This window comes from Devosia sp. P3_B2, from assembly GCF_056402875.1.
In genome coordinates, this window is sequence record NZ_JBFUGO010000002.1 from 212,033 (window position 1) to 228,994 (window position 16,962).

The 16,962-nt window shown below is 64.8% G+C and carries 18 protein-coding genes; 8 read left to right on the forward strand and 10 right to left on the reverse strand.

Annotation, left to right across the window (positions count from 1 at the left end; genetic code table 11):
* Positions 1-14: 14 nt before the first annotated feature.
* The 4 genes from AC1DV8_RS03765 to AC1DV8_RS03780 all read right to left on the reverse strand — a co-directional run bounded on the left by AC1DV8_RS03765 (position 15) and on the right by AC1DV8_RS03780 (position 2,709).
* Positions 15-782 (reverse strand): META domain-containing protein, encoded by a 768-nt coding sequence (locus AC1DV8_RS03765; RefSeq protein WP_477156533.1) that lies wholly within the window; start codon positions 780-782, stop codon positions 15-17.
* 89 nt (positions 783-871) lie between these two features.
* Positions 872-1,375 carry an ureidoglycolate lyase gene (locus AC1DV8_RS03770; protein ID WP_477156534.1) on the reverse strand — a complete coding sequence of 168 codons (504 nt, stop codon included), beginning with the start codon at positions 1,373-1,375 and terminating at the stop codon, positions 872-874.
* 61 nt (positions 1,376-1,436) lie between these two features.
* Positions 1,437-1,868, reverse strand: coding sequence for a cupin domain-containing protein (locus tag AC1DV8_RS03775; RefSeq protein WP_477148719.1), 432 nt, complete (start codon positions 1,866-1,868; stop codon positions 1,437-1,439).
* 19 nt (positions 1,869-1,887) lie between these two features.
* A complete protein-coding gene (locus AC1DV8_RS03780) occupies positions 1,888-2,709 on the reverse strand; it encodes a bifunctional allantoicase/(S)-ureidoglycine aminohydrolase (protein WP_477148720.1) in 822 nt (273 codons plus the stop codon).
* Between the two features lie 343 nt (positions 2,710-3,052).
* Here AC1DV8_RS03780 and AC1DV8_RS03785 point away from each other — a divergent pair, with 343 nt between their 5' ends.
* Together AC1DV8_RS03785 and AC1DV8_RS03790 are read left to right on the forward strand one after the other, a co-directional pair.
* On the forward strand, positions 3,053-3,247 hold the full coding sequence (locus AC1DV8_RS03785; RefSeq protein ID WP_477148722.1) for a hypothetical protein: 195 nt from the start codon (positions 3,053-3,055) through the stop codon (positions 3,245-3,247).
* Positions 3,248-3,250: 3 nt separating this feature from the next.
* Positions 3,251-3,490, forward strand: coding sequence for a hypothetical protein (locus tag AC1DV8_RS03790; RefSeq protein ID WP_477148723.1), 240 nt, complete (start codon positions 3,251-3,253; stop codon positions 3,488-3,490).
* Between the two features lie 20 nt (positions 3,491-3,510).
* On the opposite strand, the gene AC1DV8_RS03795 is transcribed toward AC1DV8_RS03790, so the two are convergent.
* The 6 genes from AC1DV8_RS03795 to puuE form a co-directional block, all read right to left on the reverse strand.
* The gene (locus AC1DV8_RS03795) at positions 3,511-4,230 is read right to left on the reverse strand and encodes a DNA alkylation repair protein (protein WP_477156535.1); all 720 of its coding nucleotides are present in this window, start codon (positions 4,228-4,230) and stop codon (positions 3,511-3,513) included.
* Between the two features lie 7 nt (positions 4,231-4,237).
* Positions 4,238-6,001 carry a serine hydrolase gene (locus AC1DV8_RS03800; RefSeq protein ID WP_477156536.1) on the reverse strand — a complete coding sequence of 588 codons (1,764 nt, stop codon included), beginning with the start codon at positions 5,999-6,001 and terminating at the stop codon, positions 4,238-4,240.
* A gap of 54 nt (positions 6,002-6,055) precedes the next feature.
* Complete coding sequence (locus AC1DV8_RS03805) at positions 6,056-6,514, reverse strand: VOC family protein (protein ID WP_477156537.1); 459 nt, start codon at positions 6,512-6,514, stop codon at positions 6,056-6,058.
* Between the two features lie 100 nt (positions 6,515-6,614).
* On the reverse strand, positions 6,615-7,097 hold the full coding sequence (locus AC1DV8_RS03810; protein ID WP_477148727.1) for an SRPBCC family protein: 483 nt from the start codon (positions 7,095-7,097) through the stop codon (positions 6,615-6,617).
* A gap of 20 nt (positions 7,098-7,117) precedes the next feature.
* Entirely contained in the window at positions 7,118-7,474 is a 357-nt protein-coding gene (locus AC1DV8_RS03815; RefSeq protein ID WP_477148728.1) for an ArsR/SmtB family transcription factor, read from the reverse strand.
* 191 nt (positions 7,475-7,665) lie between these two features.
* The gene (puuE, locus tag AC1DV8_RS03820; protein WP_477156538.1) at positions 7,666-9,084 is read right to left on the reverse strand and encodes an allantoinase PuuE; all 1,419 of its coding nucleotides are present in this window, start codon (positions 9,082-9,084) and stop codon (positions 7,666-7,668) included.
* A 209-nt stretch (positions 9,085-9,293) separates the two neighbouring features.
* Between puuE and uraH the strand changes: the two genes are divergently transcribed.
* From uraH to AC1DV8_RS03850, 6 genes are read left to right on the forward strand one after another with little or no spacing between them, the layout of a single operon-like run.
* Complete coding sequence (gene uraH, locus AC1DV8_RS03825; protein ID WP_477156539.1) at positions 9,294-9,650, forward strand: hydroxyisourate hydrolase; 357 nt, start codon at positions 9,294-9,296, stop codon at positions 9,648-9,650.
* On the forward strand, positions 9,651-11,114 hold the full coding sequence (gene xdhA / locus AC1DV8_RS03830; RefSeq protein ID WP_477156540.1) for a xanthine dehydrogenase small subunit: 1,464 nt from the start codon (positions 9,651-9,653) through the stop codon (positions 11,112-11,114).
* Positions 11,111-13,438, forward strand: coding sequence for a xanthine dehydrogenase molybdopterin binding subunit (gene xdhB, locus AC1DV8_RS03835; protein WP_477156541.1), 2,328 nt, complete (start codon positions 11,111-11,113; stop codon positions 13,436-13,438). The genes xdhA and xdhB overlap by 4 nt, the downstream gene beginning before the upstream one ends.
* Entirely contained in the window at positions 13,435-14,316 is an 882-nt protein-coding gene (gene xdhC, locus AC1DV8_RS03840) for a xanthine dehydrogenase accessory protein XdhC (protein ID WP_477156542.1), read from the forward strand. The genes xdhB and xdhC overlap by 4 nt, the downstream gene beginning before the upstream one ends.
* Positions 14,306-15,874, forward strand: coding sequence for an ABC transporter ATP-binding protein (locus AC1DV8_RS03845; protein ID WP_477156543.1), 1,569 nt, complete (start codon positions 14,306-14,308; stop codon positions 15,872-15,874). Before xdhC ends, AC1DV8_RS03845 begins: the two co-directional genes overlap by 11 nt.
* A complete protein-coding gene (locus AC1DV8_RS03850; RefSeq protein WP_477156544.1) occupies positions 15,864-16,958 on the forward strand; it encodes an ABC transporter permease in 1,095 nt (364 codons plus the stop codon). Before AC1DV8_RS03845 ends, AC1DV8_RS03850 begins: the two co-directional genes overlap by 11 nt.
* The last annotated feature ends 4 nt before the right edge of the window (positions 16,959-16,962 follow it).

Below are 16,962 nucleotides of genomic sequence, written 5' to 3' on the forward strand. Positions count from 1 at the left end.
CGCGGAACGTCAACCTAGAAGCGTGACTTGGCGAGGCTCGCGAGTTCGATCCCTGCACCGTCGATCAGCACCAGGTGGTCCTTGTCTAGCCGCCAGAAGCGGGTGTCGGCGAGGGCGGCGAAGAAGCTGTCTTCCTGCTTGGTGGCGTCTTCGGACTGGCAAGCCATGCGGGTGGCTGCGACGGCGCTGAAGATCAGCCGCTCGGCATTCACTTCGGCCTGGGCGAACCACGAGTTGCAGCCCCCGCGGCCGCCGGCACGCATGTCCGAAGCGATGGACAGCGAGGAGACGACGCCGCGGGCTACGGGCGCGCCATTGATGGTTTCGGCCTGCCAGGTGATGTCGAGGATTGGCGGCGGGGGCGGAGCGACCTCGGGCTCGACGACAGCCTCGACGGCGGGCACCATGTTGACGATGATGAGGATCGGGGCGGCCGGCGCCAGCGGGTCGATGGCGTAGGGCTCAGCGTTGCGGAACCACACCGTGTCCTCGCCGGAAATCTCGGCGACCAGCGCGTAGTTGTGGCCGGCGACGATGACGTTTTCATCGAAGTTCAGGGTGAAGGTCAGTGGCACCTGGCCGGGGCTCGCAATCGGCGCTTTGGCCGAAACGCGGGGCTCGTCGGGCGTGGCGAGGTCGATCAGCGAGACCATCAGCGTGCCACCGGGCGGCAGCGCGATCCGCTCGCGGTAGGTCACGTCGCCCTTGAGGGTCACCTTGGCGGCGAGCGCAGGGCTCGCGAACGCCAGCAGCAGCGCCGCGATGGCCAGAACGATACGCATGGAAATGCCTCCACCCTCAGTCTGTTGGGTTAGATTATGGAGCAATTGCAACGTAGTTGCGACGGGGAACGGACGTCTCGGTAAAGAATTCAGCCGCGTTGCGCTACCAAGTACGGCTCGTCGAAGAAGTATTCCTCGAGGTTGTTGCCTTCGCCGCCGCGGTCGATGATCAGGAAATCAGAGGTCTCGCCGAGCGGCGTCAGCACGCCGTGCCAGGTATTCATCGCCATGTTGATGCCCTGTCCGGGCGCGGCGAGAAAGGCGCGCGGAGTGCCGGGCACGCCGCCCTCATCGGGCGCAACGATGGAGAGGAACGGCCGCTGCGACAGCGGATAGAACGCCTGGCTGCCGAGCGGGTGGCGTTCCACCATCTTCAGCGTTAGCGGCAGGGGGTAGTGTTGCCCCCGGGCGATCGACACCAGTGGGCGCGGATGCACGCCGCCGAGCTCGACCTTGGCGAGATCGTGGTAGCGCTCGGTCATGCCTCCATTGATCGGGTAGTGGTGTGCGCCTTCGGTCTCGATCACCTGGCCGAACGGCGCGTAGGCCTCGCGGGTCAGCGGTTCGATGAAAATGGTGCGGCCGGCTGTCATCGCGACTCTCTCGTGGTGCGCCAAACTTAGCCGATGTGCCGCGTGGCGAAAGCCCGGCCGCTCACGGGGCGATCTTGATTGTGTTGGCCTTGCTGCCGCCACCCATGTAGACGGCGACAAGCTTCATCGGCACCGTGCCGGTATTGGTGCCGTTGTGCGGCCAGCCGACGGCTTCGAGCAACGCGTCGCCGGCGCGGTAGGTCTTCTTGCCCTTGTCGCCGTAGTCGACCGTCAGTTCGCCCTCAAGAATGTAGGCGAACAGCGGCACCTCGTGCTCGTGCAACCCGGTCTCGCCGCCGGGCGGGATGGTGACGATGGCGGCGGTGACGTTGGGCGTGCCTTCGGGGTAGGCGAGGGGCGCACCCAGCACGTCATTGCCGCTTTGCAGCAGCGGCGTGAGGAGGTTCTGGTAGGTCTGCGGCGTCAGATCCTCGGCCTGCGAGGTGGAGCCGAACGCCAGAACGAGCACGGCGGCATAGGCTAGGCGTTTCATCGGTTCCCCCCAGGAGCGGCTAGAGCGTGAGCTTCATATGCCGGTTGACGTCCTTGTAGAGCAGGTAGCGGAAGCGACCCGGGCCGGCGTAGCAGGCCTGCGGGCAGAAGGCGCGCAGCCACATGAAATCGCCGGCCTCGACCTCGACCCAGTCGCGATTGAGACGGTAGACCGCCTTGCCTTCGAGCACGTACAGGCCGTGCTCCATGACGTGGGTCTCCTCGAATGGGATCACCGCGCCGGGCTCGAGCGTCACGATGTTGACGTGCATGTCGTGGCGGACGTCGGTGGGATCGACGAAGCGGGTGGTGCCCCAGCGGCTATCGGTGCCCGGCATCCAGATGATCGGCTCGTCCTGCTCGTTGGCGACGAACGCGGCGGGCGTATCGATGCCCTCGACGGCCTCGTATCGCTTGCGCACCCAGTGGAAGCGGACCGGCGCAGTCGACTTGTTGGTCAGGGCCCAGCGCGTGCCGGGCGGCAGAAAGGCATAGCCGCCGGCCTTCAACAGGTGGGTCTTGCCTTCGAGGGTCAGCGTGGCCTGCCCATCGACGACGAACAGCACACCCTCGGCGCCCGCATCGGGCTCTGGCTTGTCGCTGCCGCCACCGGGGAACACTTCGACGATGTACTGTGAGAAGGTCTCGGAGAAGCCCGTCATCGGGCGGGCGATGATCCAGGCGCGGGTGTCCTTCCAGTGCGGCAGGTAGCTGGTGACGATGTCCCGCATGACCCCATGCGGAATCACGGCATAGGCCTCTGTGAAAACGGCGCGACCGGTGTGCAGCGCGGTCTGATCGGGCAGGCCGGCCATCGGGCTGGCGTAGGTATTGGGGGCCATGGGACGCAATGGTTGTGGAAGACGAGTCGTCTTAGCACGGACGCCGCGGGGTCATCTCCCCCCTTGCGGGGGAGAAAGCGATTTCTTGGGCTTAGCGTTTGCCAAGCCTTAGAAATCGCAAGAGAGGGGACCGTACGCTGGTGACGAGGGTTGGAAGGAATCGCAGAAGGCGTTGGAGGCCTGCATCGGCAATACCGAAGGCTGGACCGGGATGCTGTGCGCCATGAAGGTCTATCTCGAGCACGGCTTCAACCTGCGCCAGGGGTTCTACAAGTAGCGGGCGTGGGCCAAGACGAAGCGCCACTGTCAGAAAAAGTTTAGGAATCGGGCGCAGACTCCGTACATGGCTACGCAACCGCACCATGACCCACATCGCCCGCTGCTCGATCCGATCCAGCTCGAGGAGGCTGGACGTGCACTGAGACAGTGGATCGACCGCCTGCTCGGCCATGCCGAGCCGCAGGTCAACACCGACATCGACTGGGAAGACGGCGAACCCAGGGACGATCGGCGCGACGGGTTGTCTCCGGGGCACTGACCGATGGATTGGCTCCGCGACTTTCAGCAGTCGTTCCGGGAGCCGGTCTACGGATTTCTCACCACGTTCTGGCCTGTGCTGGCAGTCATCGCGCTGGTGGCTCTCGGCTGGCTGTTCGGCAGCATGGTCCAAAGAGCCCGTCGTGGCGGCGGGGGAGATAGCGGCGGCGGAGGGGACGGAGATTTCTCGTTCGGCGACTCCGATGGGGATGGCGGCGGTGATGGCGGTGGCGGCGGCGACTGACGTTCAGTAGCGCTCGCAGGTCATATCGCCTTGCCCATCGCCAGGTAGCGGGCGCGCTCTTCCGGGGAATAGTGCTCGAGTGCGTTCCGAAGCATGACGCGCGGCATGCGGGCGGCGTGCTTGTCGAGGAAGGCGTTCAGCGCCGGGCGATTGGTGTCGGTGGTGCGCAGCATCCAGCCGACCGCCTTGTGGATTAGGTCCTCGCGGTCGTCGATCAGTAGTTCGGCGATGGCGAAAGCGTCGTCGAGCTGGCCGCGCCGGATGAACGAGAAGGTCGCGAGGATGGCGGTGCGGCGCTCCCATATGCTGCCGGATTTTGCCAGCCGGTAGAGGATGTCGCGCGGGCGATCGACGAGGTGCGGGCCGATCACGTAGTAGGCGGCGAGGTCGACCAGATCCCAGTTGTTGATGCGATCGTGCCGGCGGAGGTAGAGGTCGAACAGCTCCTGCCTGCGCTCGGGCGCGGTCTTCTTCGCCGCGTACTGCTTGGCCATGATGCTCATGGCGGCAGCGCGGGCCTCGTGGATGTCCGACTCCATGAGCTTTTCGATCTCGGCCGGCGGGGTCAGTATGAATTCCTTGGCGAGGGCGAAGACGTGGCCCATGCGGACGCCGATGAAGGTGTCGCCATGGGCGTACTCGCCCTCGCCCAACTTGAAATAGCGCTGGTACTTCTTCAGCTCCTCGCCCGACTGCAACTCGTGCAGCCGCGCGAGGACGGCGTCGGCGGTGAGATCCATCTGCCCCTCAGAAGGTCTGGCCCATCTGATCCATTACCATCTCCAGCCCCTGTTGCGAGCCGTCCATCAGTGCCTGTGTCGTGGTGGTGTGCTCGGTGATGGTGACGACCGTTTTCTCGCCCTCGGGAACGAGCGTCACCACGGTCCCGACGTTGCGCGGGAATTCGGCGGGCATGCCGATGCTGGTCGGCTCGATCAGGTTGCCGTCTTTGTCGGAGAGGTTCTGAGTGTATTCGATCCGCTCGTTGGGCACGACCTTGCTGTAGTCCCAGCGCATCCAGATCTCAAAACCCTCAGGCGAGCGCATACAGACGATCGAGGCGCTGCCTTCCCGAACGTCCATCCGCGCTTCCGGGCACGTCCAGGGCTTGGGCCCCCACCACTTCATCACCTGGGGATCTTCGGTCCAGGCGGCCCACACCCGCGTGGGCGAGGCATTGAAGGTACGGGTGACGGCGACGTCATGGGTGATCAGCGCGGGCACGGCAGCAACTCCCTCGGTAGCGGCGCCGATGGCGGTGTAAGCGCCGCGCCAGAAGTCGTGGAATTCGGCAGAGGCGACATAGTATTGCACCGACTGGGTGAACATCAGGCCTATGAGGCCGGTGTTCGGGTCGTTGATCCAACTGGTGCCGTAGCCGCCGTTCCAGCCGTAGCGGCCGGGTATGGGGGAGATGTCGTCGGGCGCATCGTAGGTCAGCACACCATAGCCCCAGCCCTTGTTGTCGAAGAAGCCCGGCACGAAACCCGCGCCCTGCTTCTGCTCGGGCGTGAGCTGGTTGTGGGTCATCTCGGCGACGGATGCCTCGCTTAGCAGGCGCGCTCCGTTGTGCACGCCCTTATTCAGCAGCATGCGGGCAAAGGCCAGGTAGTCGTCGAGCGTCGAGACGAGACCGCCGGCGGCGGATGGGAAGCTCGGCGGCCGGCTCCAGATGCCGTCGATCGGATCCTCCATGAACTGCTCATTGCTGGCGAAGTTCACCGAATAGGCGGGCTGGAAGCGATCGAGCTTGTCGGGCGGCACGAAGAAGCCGGTATCGACCATGCCGAGCGGCTGGAAGATACGGGTCAAGAGGAACTGCTCGAGCGGCATGCTGGAGGCGCGGGCGATCAGCACGCCGAGCAGGAGCGAGCCGGTGTTGTACATCCAGGTCTCGCCCGGCTGATGCATCAGCGGCAGCTCGGCGAACTTCGCCATCCACTCGTCCGGGGTCCACGGGGTCGGGGGCACCGGCTGTCCGTTGACCAGCCGACGTTCGTCGATCGCCTGCTGGATCGGCAGGGTGGGGTCGAACAGTATGCCGAAACCGAGCGTGAAGTTCATCAGGTCCCGGACGAGAATCGGGCGCGCCGCCGGAACGGTGTCGGTGATCGGGCCCTTGATGTCCCTCAGCACCTGCCGGTTGGCGAGTTCGGGGAGCAGGCGATCGACGGGCTCGTCGAGCGTGAGCTTGCCATCCTCGATCAGCATCATCACGGCCGCGGTGCCAATGGCTTTGCCGACCGAGGCGATGCGGAAGATGGTGTCGCGGCGCATTGGTACGCCGCCCTCGTAGGCGGTGTTGCCGGCAGTATCGACGATCACCTCGTCGCCCTTGGCGAGCAACCAGACGGCGCCGGGCATCTGGCCGGCGGCGATCGAGCCTTCGATCTTTTTCCGCAACTCGCTGAGCGCCATTCCGTCGAAGGCGGAGCTCTGGGCAAGGACGGGGCGGGTGGCGGCGGCCAAAGCGATAGCGCTCGCCGCCAGAAGGAACTGGCGTCTCTGCATTTTCCGGTACTCTTTTGGGGTTGGAGGGGGAGCATTGCTTCCCCGAGCGGCGGCTTACTTGCCGGCGTAGGCTTTCTCGAGGTCGGCCACCACGATCTTCTTCATCTGCAGCATAGCCTGCATGGCGCGGGCGGCACCCGCGCGGTCGCTACCGCCGAGGAGCTCGCCGAGCTGCTTGGGGACGATCTGCCAGCTGAGGCCATATTTGTCCTTCAGCCAGGAGCACTCGCTCTCTTCGCCGCCATCGGCGGTGAGCGCGTCCCAATAGTAGTCGACTTCCTTCTGGCCCTCGCAATCGACGGTGAAGGAGATCGCCTCGGTGAACTTGAACATCGGGCCACCGTTCAGTGCCATGAATTCCTGGTCCTTCAGGCGGAAAGTCATGGTGATGATGCGACCATCGGGATAGCGGTCCACCTTGTGGATTTCGCCGTCCTTGAAGGTCTTGATGTAGAAGTTGACCATCTCTTCGATGCGATCGTCGATCCACAGGCAGGGCATGATCTTGGGCATTTGACGTCTCCTCGTTGGGGTTGAGTTCTCCCGTTCACTGCACGGGTAACGTGCAGCGGCGGGAATGGTCGTAGTGGTCGTCGGTTAATGGGGCGCTGGGCTAAGCGGTCAGCCGCTCCGCCAGTAACTCGTCGAGGCGCTTGAAACCCATCTCCATGCCCTCGGCCATCGGGGTGGCCTTGGCGCCGTCGCGGGCTTCCTTGCTGGCGTAGAGCACCGTCAGGACGGAGAGCGTCTTGCCGCCCTCCTCGGTGAAGGCGTTGGTGTTGATGGTCTCGCCGCCGGTCCAGTCGATATCGAAGCGCTCGGTCGACTTGATCCATTCGGGACGAGTGATCTCTTGAATGACGCCGCCATGCGCCATCTCATAGCCCCCGGGACCGACAGCGACGAAGCGCCATTTGCCGCCCACGCGAGCATCGAATTCGCAGGTCTGGAGTACCCATTCGGCAGGGCCGAGCCAGCGCTTGATCAGGGCCGGGATGGTCCAGCAATCGAAGACGAGGTCGCGTGGGGCGTTGAATTCACGCGTCACGGCGATCTCGCGGTCGGAGGGCAGTGTGATGGACAGGGGCTTGAACATGGGCGGCTCCTCCGCTTGCTTCAGTTCTTCTTGTCGCCCTTGGGGGCGAAGCGTTGCAACTCGTCGAGCAGGTTGTCGAGGCGCTGGTAGCTCTGCTCCCAGAACTTGCGGTAGTTCTCGAGCCAGCCCACCGCATCGGCCAGCGGCAACGCCTCGATGTGCACCGGGCGGCGCTGCGCGTCCTTGCCACGGGACACCAGCCCGGCAGCTTCCAGTACCTTGATATGCTTGGAAATGGCCGGCTGGCTCATGTTGAAGGGCTCGACCAGTTCGTTCACCGACGCGTCGCCCTCGGCCAGACGCGCAAGGATGGCGCGCCGCGTCGGGTCCGCAAGGGCGGCGAAGGTGAGATCGAGCTGGGTTTGGGTCGCGGGCATTTCATAACCTGTTCGCTATATAACGACATGGTTATGATTGATGTCGGAGAGGATGTCAAGCGGGTGGTGCGGGATTTCGTCCGGGCAAGCGGAAGCGGACGGCCGCCTCCCGGCCTTCCCCATGAAGGGAGGTGAAGAAGGGCCGGTGCTCAGGCTTGATGGTGCCAAGAACTGGATGAGACTGCCTCGGCTTACGCGCCCAGAATCTGCCGGATCCGCAGTTCCGCGATCCGCTCGACCTGCCGGCAGGCCGTGGCGAACTCCACGTCCCGATCATTGGCCAGCCGCTTCTCGAAGGCCTGCATGATCTGCGCCTTGGTGTTGTCCCGCACCGCGATGATGAAGGGGAAGCCGAACTTCTCCACATAGGCGTGGTTCATGTCGCCAAACGCCGTGCGTTCCGCGTCAGTGAGCGCATCGAGGCCGGCCGAGGCCTGCTCGGCTTCGGACTCCGAGGTGAGCCGCTTGGCGGCCGCCAGCTTGCCGGCCAGATCCGGGTGGGCATTGAGCACGCCGAGCCGCTCCTCGTCGGTGGCCGAGCGGAACACCTGGCACATCAGCGCATGGAGACCGGTGGCCGTGTCGTGCGCCGGTCCCATCTCACGCTTATGGGCGCGGGCGGCAACCCACTCCGAGTGCTCGAAGACGTTGCCGAACAGCTGGGTGAAATCGTCCAGCGCCAGTTCGGACGGGACAATCTCCTGCTCTACATAGGGGTGCGTCTTCAGCCAATGCTCGGCGATATCGATACGCTTGGCGATCCAGACCTTTTCCTTGGTCATGATGTAGTCGACGAAGCGCTTCAGCCCGGCAAAGCGGCCGGGCATGCCGACGAGGCGGCAGTGGAGCCCGAGCGACATCATCTTGGGCGAGCCGGCCTGGCCCTCCTCGTAGAGAACGTCGAAACTGTCCTTGAGCAGCTGGAAATATTCGTCGCCATTGGCGAAGCCGGACGGCGTGGTGAAGCGCATGTCGTTGGTGGCGAGCGAGTAGGGGATGATCAACTGCGGCGAGCCGAAGTGCTCGCGGTAGTAAGGCAGGTCGTCGTCATAGGTGTCGGAGACGTAGGTAAAGCCACCTTCCTCGCTGGCGAGGTCGACGGTGTTGACCGAGGTGCGGCCGCAATACCAGCCGGTCGGGCGGGTGCCGATGACCTCGGTGTGGAGCTTGATCGCGGCGTGCAAGTCCTCGCGCTCGTGCTCGATGTCGTAGTCCTTGTAGTCGATCCACTTCAGGCCGTGGCTGGCGATTTCCCAGTCGGCGTCGAGCATGGCCTTCACCTGCTCGGGCGAGCGCTGCAAGGCGGTAGCGACGCCATAAACGGTGACCGGCAGGTTGAGCCCTGTGAACAACCGGTGCAGGCGCCAGAAGCCGGCACGAGCGCCATATTCGTACATCGACTCGACGTTCCAGTGGCGCTTGCCCGGCCAGGGAGCGGCGCCGATCACGTCGACGAGGAACGCTTCCGACGCGGCATCGCCGTGGAGGATGTTGTTCTCGCCGCCTTCCTCGTAGTTGAGGACGAACTGCACCGCGATGTGCGCACCGCCCGGCCATTGTGCGTCCGGCGGATTGGGACCGTAGCCCTGCAGGTTGCGGGGATAGCGCATGAGTACACCTCGTAGTTCGTCAGGAATTTATGGCCCGGGGCAGCGGCCCGCCGCAAGGCCGGCAAAAGTGGACCAGTTGGTAAAATTCCGGTCGTGACCCCCTTGGAACGGAGCCGAATATGCTCAATAGTCGGGCAATCTTGAACGAGTGCCTCAACGGCAAGCGGCGCCCGTTCGGGCGGCCCAACGAGGGGCGAAGGAAGTTACATATGGCGGGTTCAGCACGCCTGACGACGCACGTACTCGACACCACCCACGGCAAGCCGGCCGCCGGAATGCGACTCGACCTGCTCATGGTACATGGTGATCACACGCACCATATATGGTCCGGACACACCAATGCCGACGGGCGGGTGGACCAACCGCTGCTGGAAGGCGACCGCTTCCATCTGGGCAGCTATGAGCTGATCTTCCATGTGGGGCAGTATTTCGAGCGGCTGGGCGTCGATCTCGCTACCCCGTTCCTCGACACGGTGCCGGTCCGTTTCGTACTTAGCGAGATGGCGCACTACCATGTGCCGCTGCTCGTTTCGCCCTATGGGTACTCGACCTATCGGGGGAGCTGAATGACCGAGATACGCAACCAGCTGCGATTCATCCTCAACGACCAGGACGTCGTGCTGGAGAGCATTTCGGCGACGCGCACGCTGCTGGATTTCCTGCGCCTCGACAGGCGGATGACCGGCTCGAAAGAGGGCTGCGCCGAGGGCGATTGCGGGGCCTGCACGGTGCTGGTCGGGCGGTTGAGCGGCGATGAGCTGGTCTACGAATCTATTAACGCCTGCATATGCTTCGTCGGATCTCTTGATGCGACGCATGTAGTGACCGTGGAGCATCTTTCGGCCGCTAACGGGCCGCTGCATCCGGTGCAGCAGGCGATGGTCGACAATCACGGCAGCCAGTGTGGCTTTTGCACGCCGGGCATCGTGATGTCACTCTATGGGCTGTGGATGCAGGACACCAACCCCTCCACCAACGCCATCGAGACGGCGCTGCAGGGGAACCTCTGCCGCTGCACCGGCTACCTGCCGATCATCAAGGCGGGCAAGGCGATATCGAGCTACGGGGCGCTGGCGGCTGATCCGCTGGAGACCGAGCGCCAGTCGATCAAGGCGCGGTTGCAGGCTATGCGCGACGGCAGGCGGGTGGAGATTGGTGAGGGCAAGGACCGGCTGATCGTGCCGGCTTCAGCCGACGATCTGGCCGAGGTGTATGCGGCCAACCCGACCGGCACGCTGGTGTCGGGCGCTACGGACGTTGGCCTCTGGGTCACCAAATTCATGCGCGACATTGGACCGATGATCTTCATCGGCGAGGTGCCGCAATTGCACCGGATCGAAGAGACGGATGGCGCGCTGAAGCTTGGGGCAGGGGTAACCTACACCGAAGCGACGGGCGCGATTACACGACGCTTCCCGCAGCTCGAGGAGCTGTGGATGCGGATTGGCGGCGCGCAGGTGCGCAACATGGGTACCATCGGCGCCAACATCGCCAATGGTTCGCCGATCGGCGATACGCCGCCGCCGCTGATGGCGCTGGGCGCCTCGATCACGCTGCGGAAGGGCGATGTACGCCGCGAGGTGAGGCTCGAGGACTTCTTCATCGCCTATGGCAAGCAGGACCGGCAGCCCGGCGAGTTCGTCGAGAGCGTCACCATCCCGTCGCTGCCCGAGGGCGAACTGTTCGCCTGCTACAAGATCACCAAGCGCAAGGATGAGGACATCTCGGCGCTGTGCGGCGCGTTCCGGCTGAAGCTCCATGGCGACAAGGTCGCGGCAGTCACCATTGCTTATGGCGGCATGGCGGCGACGCCGAAGCGGGCCAAGGCGGTTGAAGCGGCGCTGCTGGGCAAGGCGTGGAATGTCGCGACGGTCGAAGCCGCGATCCCGGTGTTTGCCGAGGACTACCAGCCGCTGACGGACATGCGCGCTTCGGCCGAGTACCGGCTGCTGGCCGCGCAGAACCTGCTGCGCCGATTCTTCCTCGAGACAACTGGCGAGGGCCAGCGGCTGACGAGGGAGGTGGCATGAACAAGCAATCTCCGATCACCACCTCGCCGCTGCATGTTTCCGCGCCACACGACTCCGCAATCAAGCAGGTAGCCGGGCGAGCCGATTACATCGACGACCTGGTCGAGCCCGAGGGCACGCTGCACGCCTATCTCGGCATTTCGACCAAAGCACACGCCGAAATCGCCTCGATGAACCTCGATGCGGTCCGCAAGGCGCCCGGAGTCATCGGCGTCCTGACCGCTGAGGATATCCCGGCCGAGAACGACATCAGCTCGGTGCACAAGCACGACGAACCAGTGTTTGCGTCGACCCATGTCGTCACCTGGGGCCAGCCGCTGTTCGCGGTGATCGGCAAGACCCGTGAAGCGGCGCGGCGGGCGGCAAAGCTGGTGAAGATCGAGTATCGCGACCTGCCGCATGTCACCGATGTGGATGCGGCGGTAGCGGCGGGCGGCAAGCTCGTCACCGAGCCGCTGAAGCTCGAGCGCGGCGATGTCGATGTGGGGCTCACGGGGTCGCAGCATCGGGCCAAGGGTCGGGTGCGGATCGGCGGGCAGGAGCATTTCTACCTCGAAAGCCAGGCGGCGCTCGCCATTCCGGGCGAGGATGACGAAGTCACGCTGCAGGTTTCGAGCCAGCACCCGACCGAAATCCAGGTGATGGTGGCGCAGGTGCTGGGCGTGCCGCATGCTGCCGTGACAGTGAACATGCGCCGCATGGGCGGCGGCTTCGGCGGCAAGGAAACGCAGGGGAACCTGTTCGCGGTGGTCGCTGCGGTGGCGGCGAAGAAGTTCAACAACGCGGTGAAGATCCGCCCCGACCGCGACGATGATTTCCAGATCACCGGCAAGCGCCACGATTTCGTCGTCGACTACGATGTCGGCTACAATTCGGACGGCAGGATCCAGGCGGTGACGGCGACGTACGCGGCGCGCTCTGGCTATTCGGCCGACCTCTCCGGTCCGGTGACTGACCGGGCGCTGTTCCATGCCGACAATGCCTACTGGTATCCGGCGGTGCGAGTGAACTCGCTGCCGCTGCTCACCAACACTGTGTCGAACACCGCCTTCCGCGGCTTTGGCGGGCCGCAGGGGATCATCGCGGCGGAGCGCTGGATCGAGGATATCGCCTACGCCCTGGGCAAGGATCCGCTGGAGATCCGCAAGGCCAATTTCTACGGCACTGACATCAACAACGTGACGCCCTACCACCAGGTGGTGGAGGACAATGTCATCCACCGGGTGATCGACGACCTCGAGCAGACCTCGGACTACCAGGCCCGCCGCGCCGCGATCCTTGCGTTCAACAGGACCAGCAAGGTGCTGAAGAAGGGCATCGCGATGGTGCCGGTGAAGTTCGGCATCTCGTTCACCGCCACCTGGCACAACCAGGCCGGCGCGCTGGTGCACGTCTATCGCGACGGCTCGATCCACCTGAGCCATGGTGGCACCGAGATGGGGCAGGGGCTGCACATCAAGGTGATGCAGGTGGTCGCCGATGCCTTCGGCGTGCCGGTGGAGCGGGTGCAGATCACGGCGAGCAATACCGGCAAGGTGCCCAACACCTCAGCTACGGCTGCTTCGTCGGGCACCGATCTCAACGGCATGGCGGCGCTGGACGCGGCCAACCAGATCAAGGCGCGGATGGCCGCGCATGCGGCGTTCATCTACGAGGTCGAGCCCTCGGAAGTGCAGTGGGAGTTCGGCGGTATTCGCGCCGGCCAGCAGTTCGTGCCGTTCGATGAACTGGCGACCTCGTGTTGGATGAACCGGGTGCAGCTTTCGGCCGCCGGGTTCTACAAGACGCCGAAGATCCATTGGGATCGCGCCACCGGCCGCGGGCATCCGTTCTACTACTTCGCCTATGGTGCCGCGGCGTCCGAGGTGACGATCGATACGCTGACGGGCGAGTACCAGATCGATCGCTCCGACGTGCTCGAGGATGTCGGCCGCTCGCTCAACCCGGCGATCGATATCGGGCAGGTGGAAGGCGGCTTCATCCAGGGTGTTGGCTGGCTGACGACCGAGGAGTTGTGGTGGGACGACAAAGGGCAACTGCGCACCCACGCGCCCTCGACCTACAAGATTCCGGTCGCTTCCGATGTGCCGCGCATCTTCAATGTGAAACTTGCCGAGTGGAGCATTAACAAGGAGCCGGCGATCGGCCGGAGCAAGGCCGTCGGCGAGCCGCCGCTGGTGCTCGGCTATTCAGTGGTCGAGGCGCTCTCGATGGCCGTGGCGTCCGTCGCCGACTACAAGATCGCGCCGCAGCTCGACATGCCGGCGACGCCGGAGCGCGTGCTGATGGGCGTCGAGCGGATGCGGAAGGGGCGCGCATCGTGAGCATCTCCCCACAGGAGATACGCACCTTTCTCGCCGCCAACCCAGCGGCCATTGTCGCCGAACTCACTGCCGTTCGTGGCTCGTCGCCGCGTGAGGCGGGGACGTTCATGCTGATTTCGTCCGAGGCGCAAACCGGCACCATCGGCGGTGGGGCGCTTGAATACATGGTGATCGACCGCGCGCGGCAGGTGCTGCGCAGTGGGGAGCACGAAGACAGCCTAGATATTCCGCTCGGCCCCGAGATCGGCCAATGCTGCGGTGGTCGGGTGGATGTGTCGCTGAAGCGGCTGACTCCGGCGATTGCCAAGGCGCTGGTCGCGCGGCTAGAGGCCGAGCTCGCGACGCGCCCGCATGTCTACCTGTTCGGTTCAGGTCATGTCGGCCATGCGCTAGCTCGCGCACTGTCGGCGCTGCCGCTACGGGTGCACGTGGTGGATACCCGACCGGACGAGTTGGTGAGCCTCCCCGACAACGTCGAAACCCACGCGGTGGCAATGCCCGAGGCGGTGGTGCGTTCTGCCCCAGCCGGCAGCGCCTACGTCATCCTCACCCACGATCACGCGCTGGATTTCCTGATCGCCGCAGAAGCCTTGCAGCGGGTCGACGCGCCGTACATCGGCATGGTCGGTTCGAAGACCAAGAAGGCCCGGTTTCGCAGCTGGTATCTCGACGAGGACTACCCCGCAGCGCCCCTCGACCGGCTGGTGCTGCCAATCGGCGGCAAGGCGTTCCCCGAGGGGCTTGGGGACAAGCGGCCGGAAGTCATCGCGGCGCTGGCGGCGGCGGAAATTCTGGTCCACATTGGCCGGCGGGAAGTCGAAGATATCAAGGCGCGGCCGGCCAGTGTAACGAAGTCGGGAGCCGCTGTTGGACAGTAGCATCGCGCCGCGCCTGCAATTGACGGGTATCACCAAGCGCTTTCCCGGCGTCCTTGCCAACGACAGCGTTTCGTTTTCCGTCCTGCCCGGCGAGATCCACGCGCTGCTTGGTGAGAACGGGGCTGGCAAGTCCACGCTGGTCAAGATGATCTACGGGATCATGCAGCCTGACGCCGGCGAAATCCGCTGGAACGGCCACCCGATCACCGTCAGCAATCCCAAGGCCGCCCGCAAGCTCGGCATCGGCATGGTGTTCCAGCACTTCTCGCTGTTCGAGGCGATGACGGTGCTGGAGAACATCGCGCTGGGCATGGATTCGAAGATCCACGCCCGCGATCTCGAAAAGAAGATCGCCGAGGTGATGACGCAGTACGGGCTGAAGCTCGACCCGCATCGCACGGTCTCGACGCTGTCGGTCGGCGAACGCCAGCGGATCGAGATCGTGCGCGCGCTGCTGCTCAACCGGTCGCTGCTGATCATGGACGAGCCCACCTCGGTGCTCACCCCGCAGGAGGTGGAGCAACTGTTCGTGGTGCTGCGCCAGCTGGCGAGCGAGGGCTGCTCGATCCTCTACATCTCCCACAAGCTGCACGAGATTAAAGCGCTGTGTGAGACCGCGACGATCCTCCGCGGCGGCAAACTCGTCGATACGCTTGATCCCAGGGTCGAGACCTCGCGCTCGATGGCGGAGAAGATGATCGGCGCGGGCCTCAAGGAGATCAGCAAGCCGGCCGGGCGCTCGCTCGGCAAGGAGAAGCTAGTGGTCAACCGGCTGACCATCCCGGGAGCAGGGCCGTTCGGCATTCCGCTGCGCAACATCAGCTTCACGGTGCGGGCCGGAGAAATCTTCGGCATCGCGGGTGTTGCTGGCAACGGCCAGAATGCGCTGCTGCTGGCGCTTTCGGGCGAAGTGCTGTCGGGCGACGCCGAGGCGATCACCATCGACGGCGCGCCGGTCGGCCAGCTGCCGGCCAAGTCGCGGCGGCTCAAGGGCCTCGCCAGCGTGCCGGAAGAGCGGAACGGCCACGCCGCGGTGCCCGAGTTCAGCCTCGCGGACAACACCATTCTCACCGCCCGCGACCGGCTCGGCATGGTCAGCGCCGGGCTGATCAAGGCGGGGGCCGCCAAGACCTATGCCGGCGAGGTGATTACCGCCTTTGCGGTAAAGGCGCTGGGGCCCGGTGCGACAGCCGGTTCGCTGTCGGGCGGGAACCTGCAGAAGTACATCATGGGCCGCGAAATCCTGCAGAAGCCCAGCGTGCTGGTGGTCAGCCAGCCGACCTGGGGCGTCGACGCAGGGGCTGCGGCGGCGATCCACCAGGCTATCGTCGACCTCGCCGCCGCTGGTTCGGCGGTGGTGGTGATCAGCCAGGATCTCGATGAGCTGCTATCGCTCTGCGACACGCTGGCGGTGATCAACGAGGGCCGGTTGTCACGGCCGATGCAGGTCGCGGGCGCCGATATCGAGGAGATCGGCCTGTTGATGGGCGGCATTCACGGCGAAGCGCCGACGACGCCGACTGCTGACGCGGAGCTGGAGTTGGCCCATGCGCATTAAGCTCGAGAAGCGCCAGGAGCCGAGCAAGCTGATGCAGGTGGTGACGCCGATCGCCTCGGTATTGCTCACCATGCTGGTCGGCGTCGTGGTGTTCGACCTGCTCGGCATCGATGGCCAGCGGGCGGTGATCGACATTTTCGTTACGCCGCTGCTCGCGTCGTACAAATGGCAGGATGTGGCGGTGAAAGCCGCGCCGCTCATCATCATCGCGCTCGGCCTTTCCATCGGCAACCGCGCCAATGTCTGGAACATCGGCGCCGAGGGGCAGTACATTATCGGAGCCCTGTGTGCCGCCGGCATCGGCCTTGCCGCCGGCACGGCGGGCGGGCCGATCATTGTCGTCACCATGATCCTCGCCGGCATCGTCGGCGGCAGCGCCTGGGCCACGGTCCCGGCGGCGCTGAAGACCCGCTTCGGGGTAAATGAAATCCTCTCCAGCCTGATGCTCACCTATGTGGCGCTGCAGGTGCTGAGCTATCTGGTTGGCGGCCCGTGGAAGGACCCCAACGGCCGCAACTTCCCGGCCACCGCGCCGCTGCAGCCGGACCAGACGCTGCCGATCCTGTTCCCAGGCAGCACCGTCCATCTCGGCGTCGCCATAGCCGTGGTGCTGCCATTCGTGTTCTGGCTGCTGATGTCGCGCTCGGTGTTCGGCTACCAGATCCGCGTCGTCGGCTCGGCACCCAATGCGGCGCGCCATGGCGGGTTCGATGGCAACCAGACGGTGTGGCTCGCCATGCTGATCGGCGGCGGCATGGCGGGCCTCGCCGGGGCGCTGGAGTTTGCAGGTGCGCTGAAGGCGATCAATCTCGGCTTCCCGTCCGGCTACGGCTTTACCGCCATCATCGTGTCATTCCTCGGCCGGCTGCATCCGATCGGGTGTCTGATCGCCGGGATCGTGCTGGCTGTCACCTATGTCGGCGGGCAGGTGGCGCAGACCACGGTGCATATTCCCAACGCCACGGCCGGCATCTTCCAGGCTATGATGCTGTTCTTCATCCTCGCGAGCGACATCTTGGTCCGCTACCGCGTGCGAGTGGTTCCGTCGGTCAAAGCTGCTCCGCAGCCGGCAGCGGGGGAATAGCGAT

Bases quoted from the DNA above. Each gene is read 5' to 3' on its own strand.
- AC1DV8_RS03765 (WP_477156533.1), bottom strand. From the start codon at position 782: ATGCGTATCGTTCTGGCCATCGCGGCGCTGCTGCTGGCGTTCGCGAGC.
- AC1DV8_RS03770 (WP_477156534.1), bottom strand. From the start codon at position 1,375: ATGACAGCCGGCCGCACCATTTTCATCGAACCGCTGACCCGCGAGGCC.
- AC1DV8_RS03775 (WP_477148719.1), bottom strand. From the start codon at position 1,868: ATGAAACGCCTAGCCTATGCCGCCGTGCTCGTTCTGGCGTTCGGCTCC.
- AC1DV8_RS03780 (WP_477148720.1), bottom strand. From the start codon at position 2,709: ATGGCCCCCAATACCTACGCCAGCCCGATGGCCGGCCTGCCCGATCAG.
- AC1DV8_RS03785 (WP_477148722.1), top strand. From the start codon at position 3,053: ATGGCTACGCAACCGCACCATGACCCACATCGCCCGCTGCTCGATCCG.
- AC1DV8_RS03790 (WP_477148723.1), top strand. From the start codon at position 3,251: ATGGATTGGCTCCGCGACTTTCAGCAGTCGTTCCGGGAGCCGGTCTAC.
- AC1DV8_RS03795 (WP_477156535.1), bottom strand. From the start codon at position 4,230: ATGGATCTCACCGCCGACGCCGTCCTCGCGCGGCTGCACGAGTTGCAG.
- AC1DV8_RS03800 (WP_477156536.1), bottom strand. From the start codon at position 6,001: ATGCAGAGACGCCAGTTCCTTCTGGCGGCGAGCGCTATCGCTTTGGCC.
- AC1DV8_RS03805 (WP_477156537.1), bottom strand. From the start codon at position 6,514: ATGCCCAAGATCATGCCCTGCCTGTGGATCGACGATCGCATCGAAGAG.
- AC1DV8_RS03810 (WP_477148727.1), bottom strand. From the start codon at position 7,097: ATGTTCAAGCCCCTGTCCATCACACTGCCCTCCGACCGCGAGATCGCC.
- AC1DV8_RS03815 (WP_477148728.1), bottom strand. From the start codon at position 7,474: ATGCCCGCGACCCAAACCCAGCTCGATCTCACCTTCGCCGCCCTTGCG.
- puuE (WP_477156538.1), bottom strand. From the start codon at position 9,084: ATGCGCTATCCCCGCAACCTGCAGGGCTACGGTCCCAATCCGCCGGAC.
- uraH (WP_477156539.1), top strand. From the start codon at position 9,294: ATGGCGGGTTCAGCACGCCTGACGACGCACGTACTCGACACCACCCAC.
- xdhA (WP_477156540.1), top strand. From the start codon at position 9,651: ATGACCGAGATACGCAACCAGCTGCGATTCATCCTCAACGACCAGGAC.
- xdhB (WP_477156541.1), top strand. From the start codon at position 11,111: ATGAACAAGCAATCTCCGATCACCACCTCGCCGCTGCATGTTTCCGCG.
- AC1DV8_RS03850 (WP_477156544.1), top strand. From the start codon at position 15,864: ATGCGCATTAAGCTCGAGAAGCGCCAGGAGCCGAGCAAGCTGATGCAG.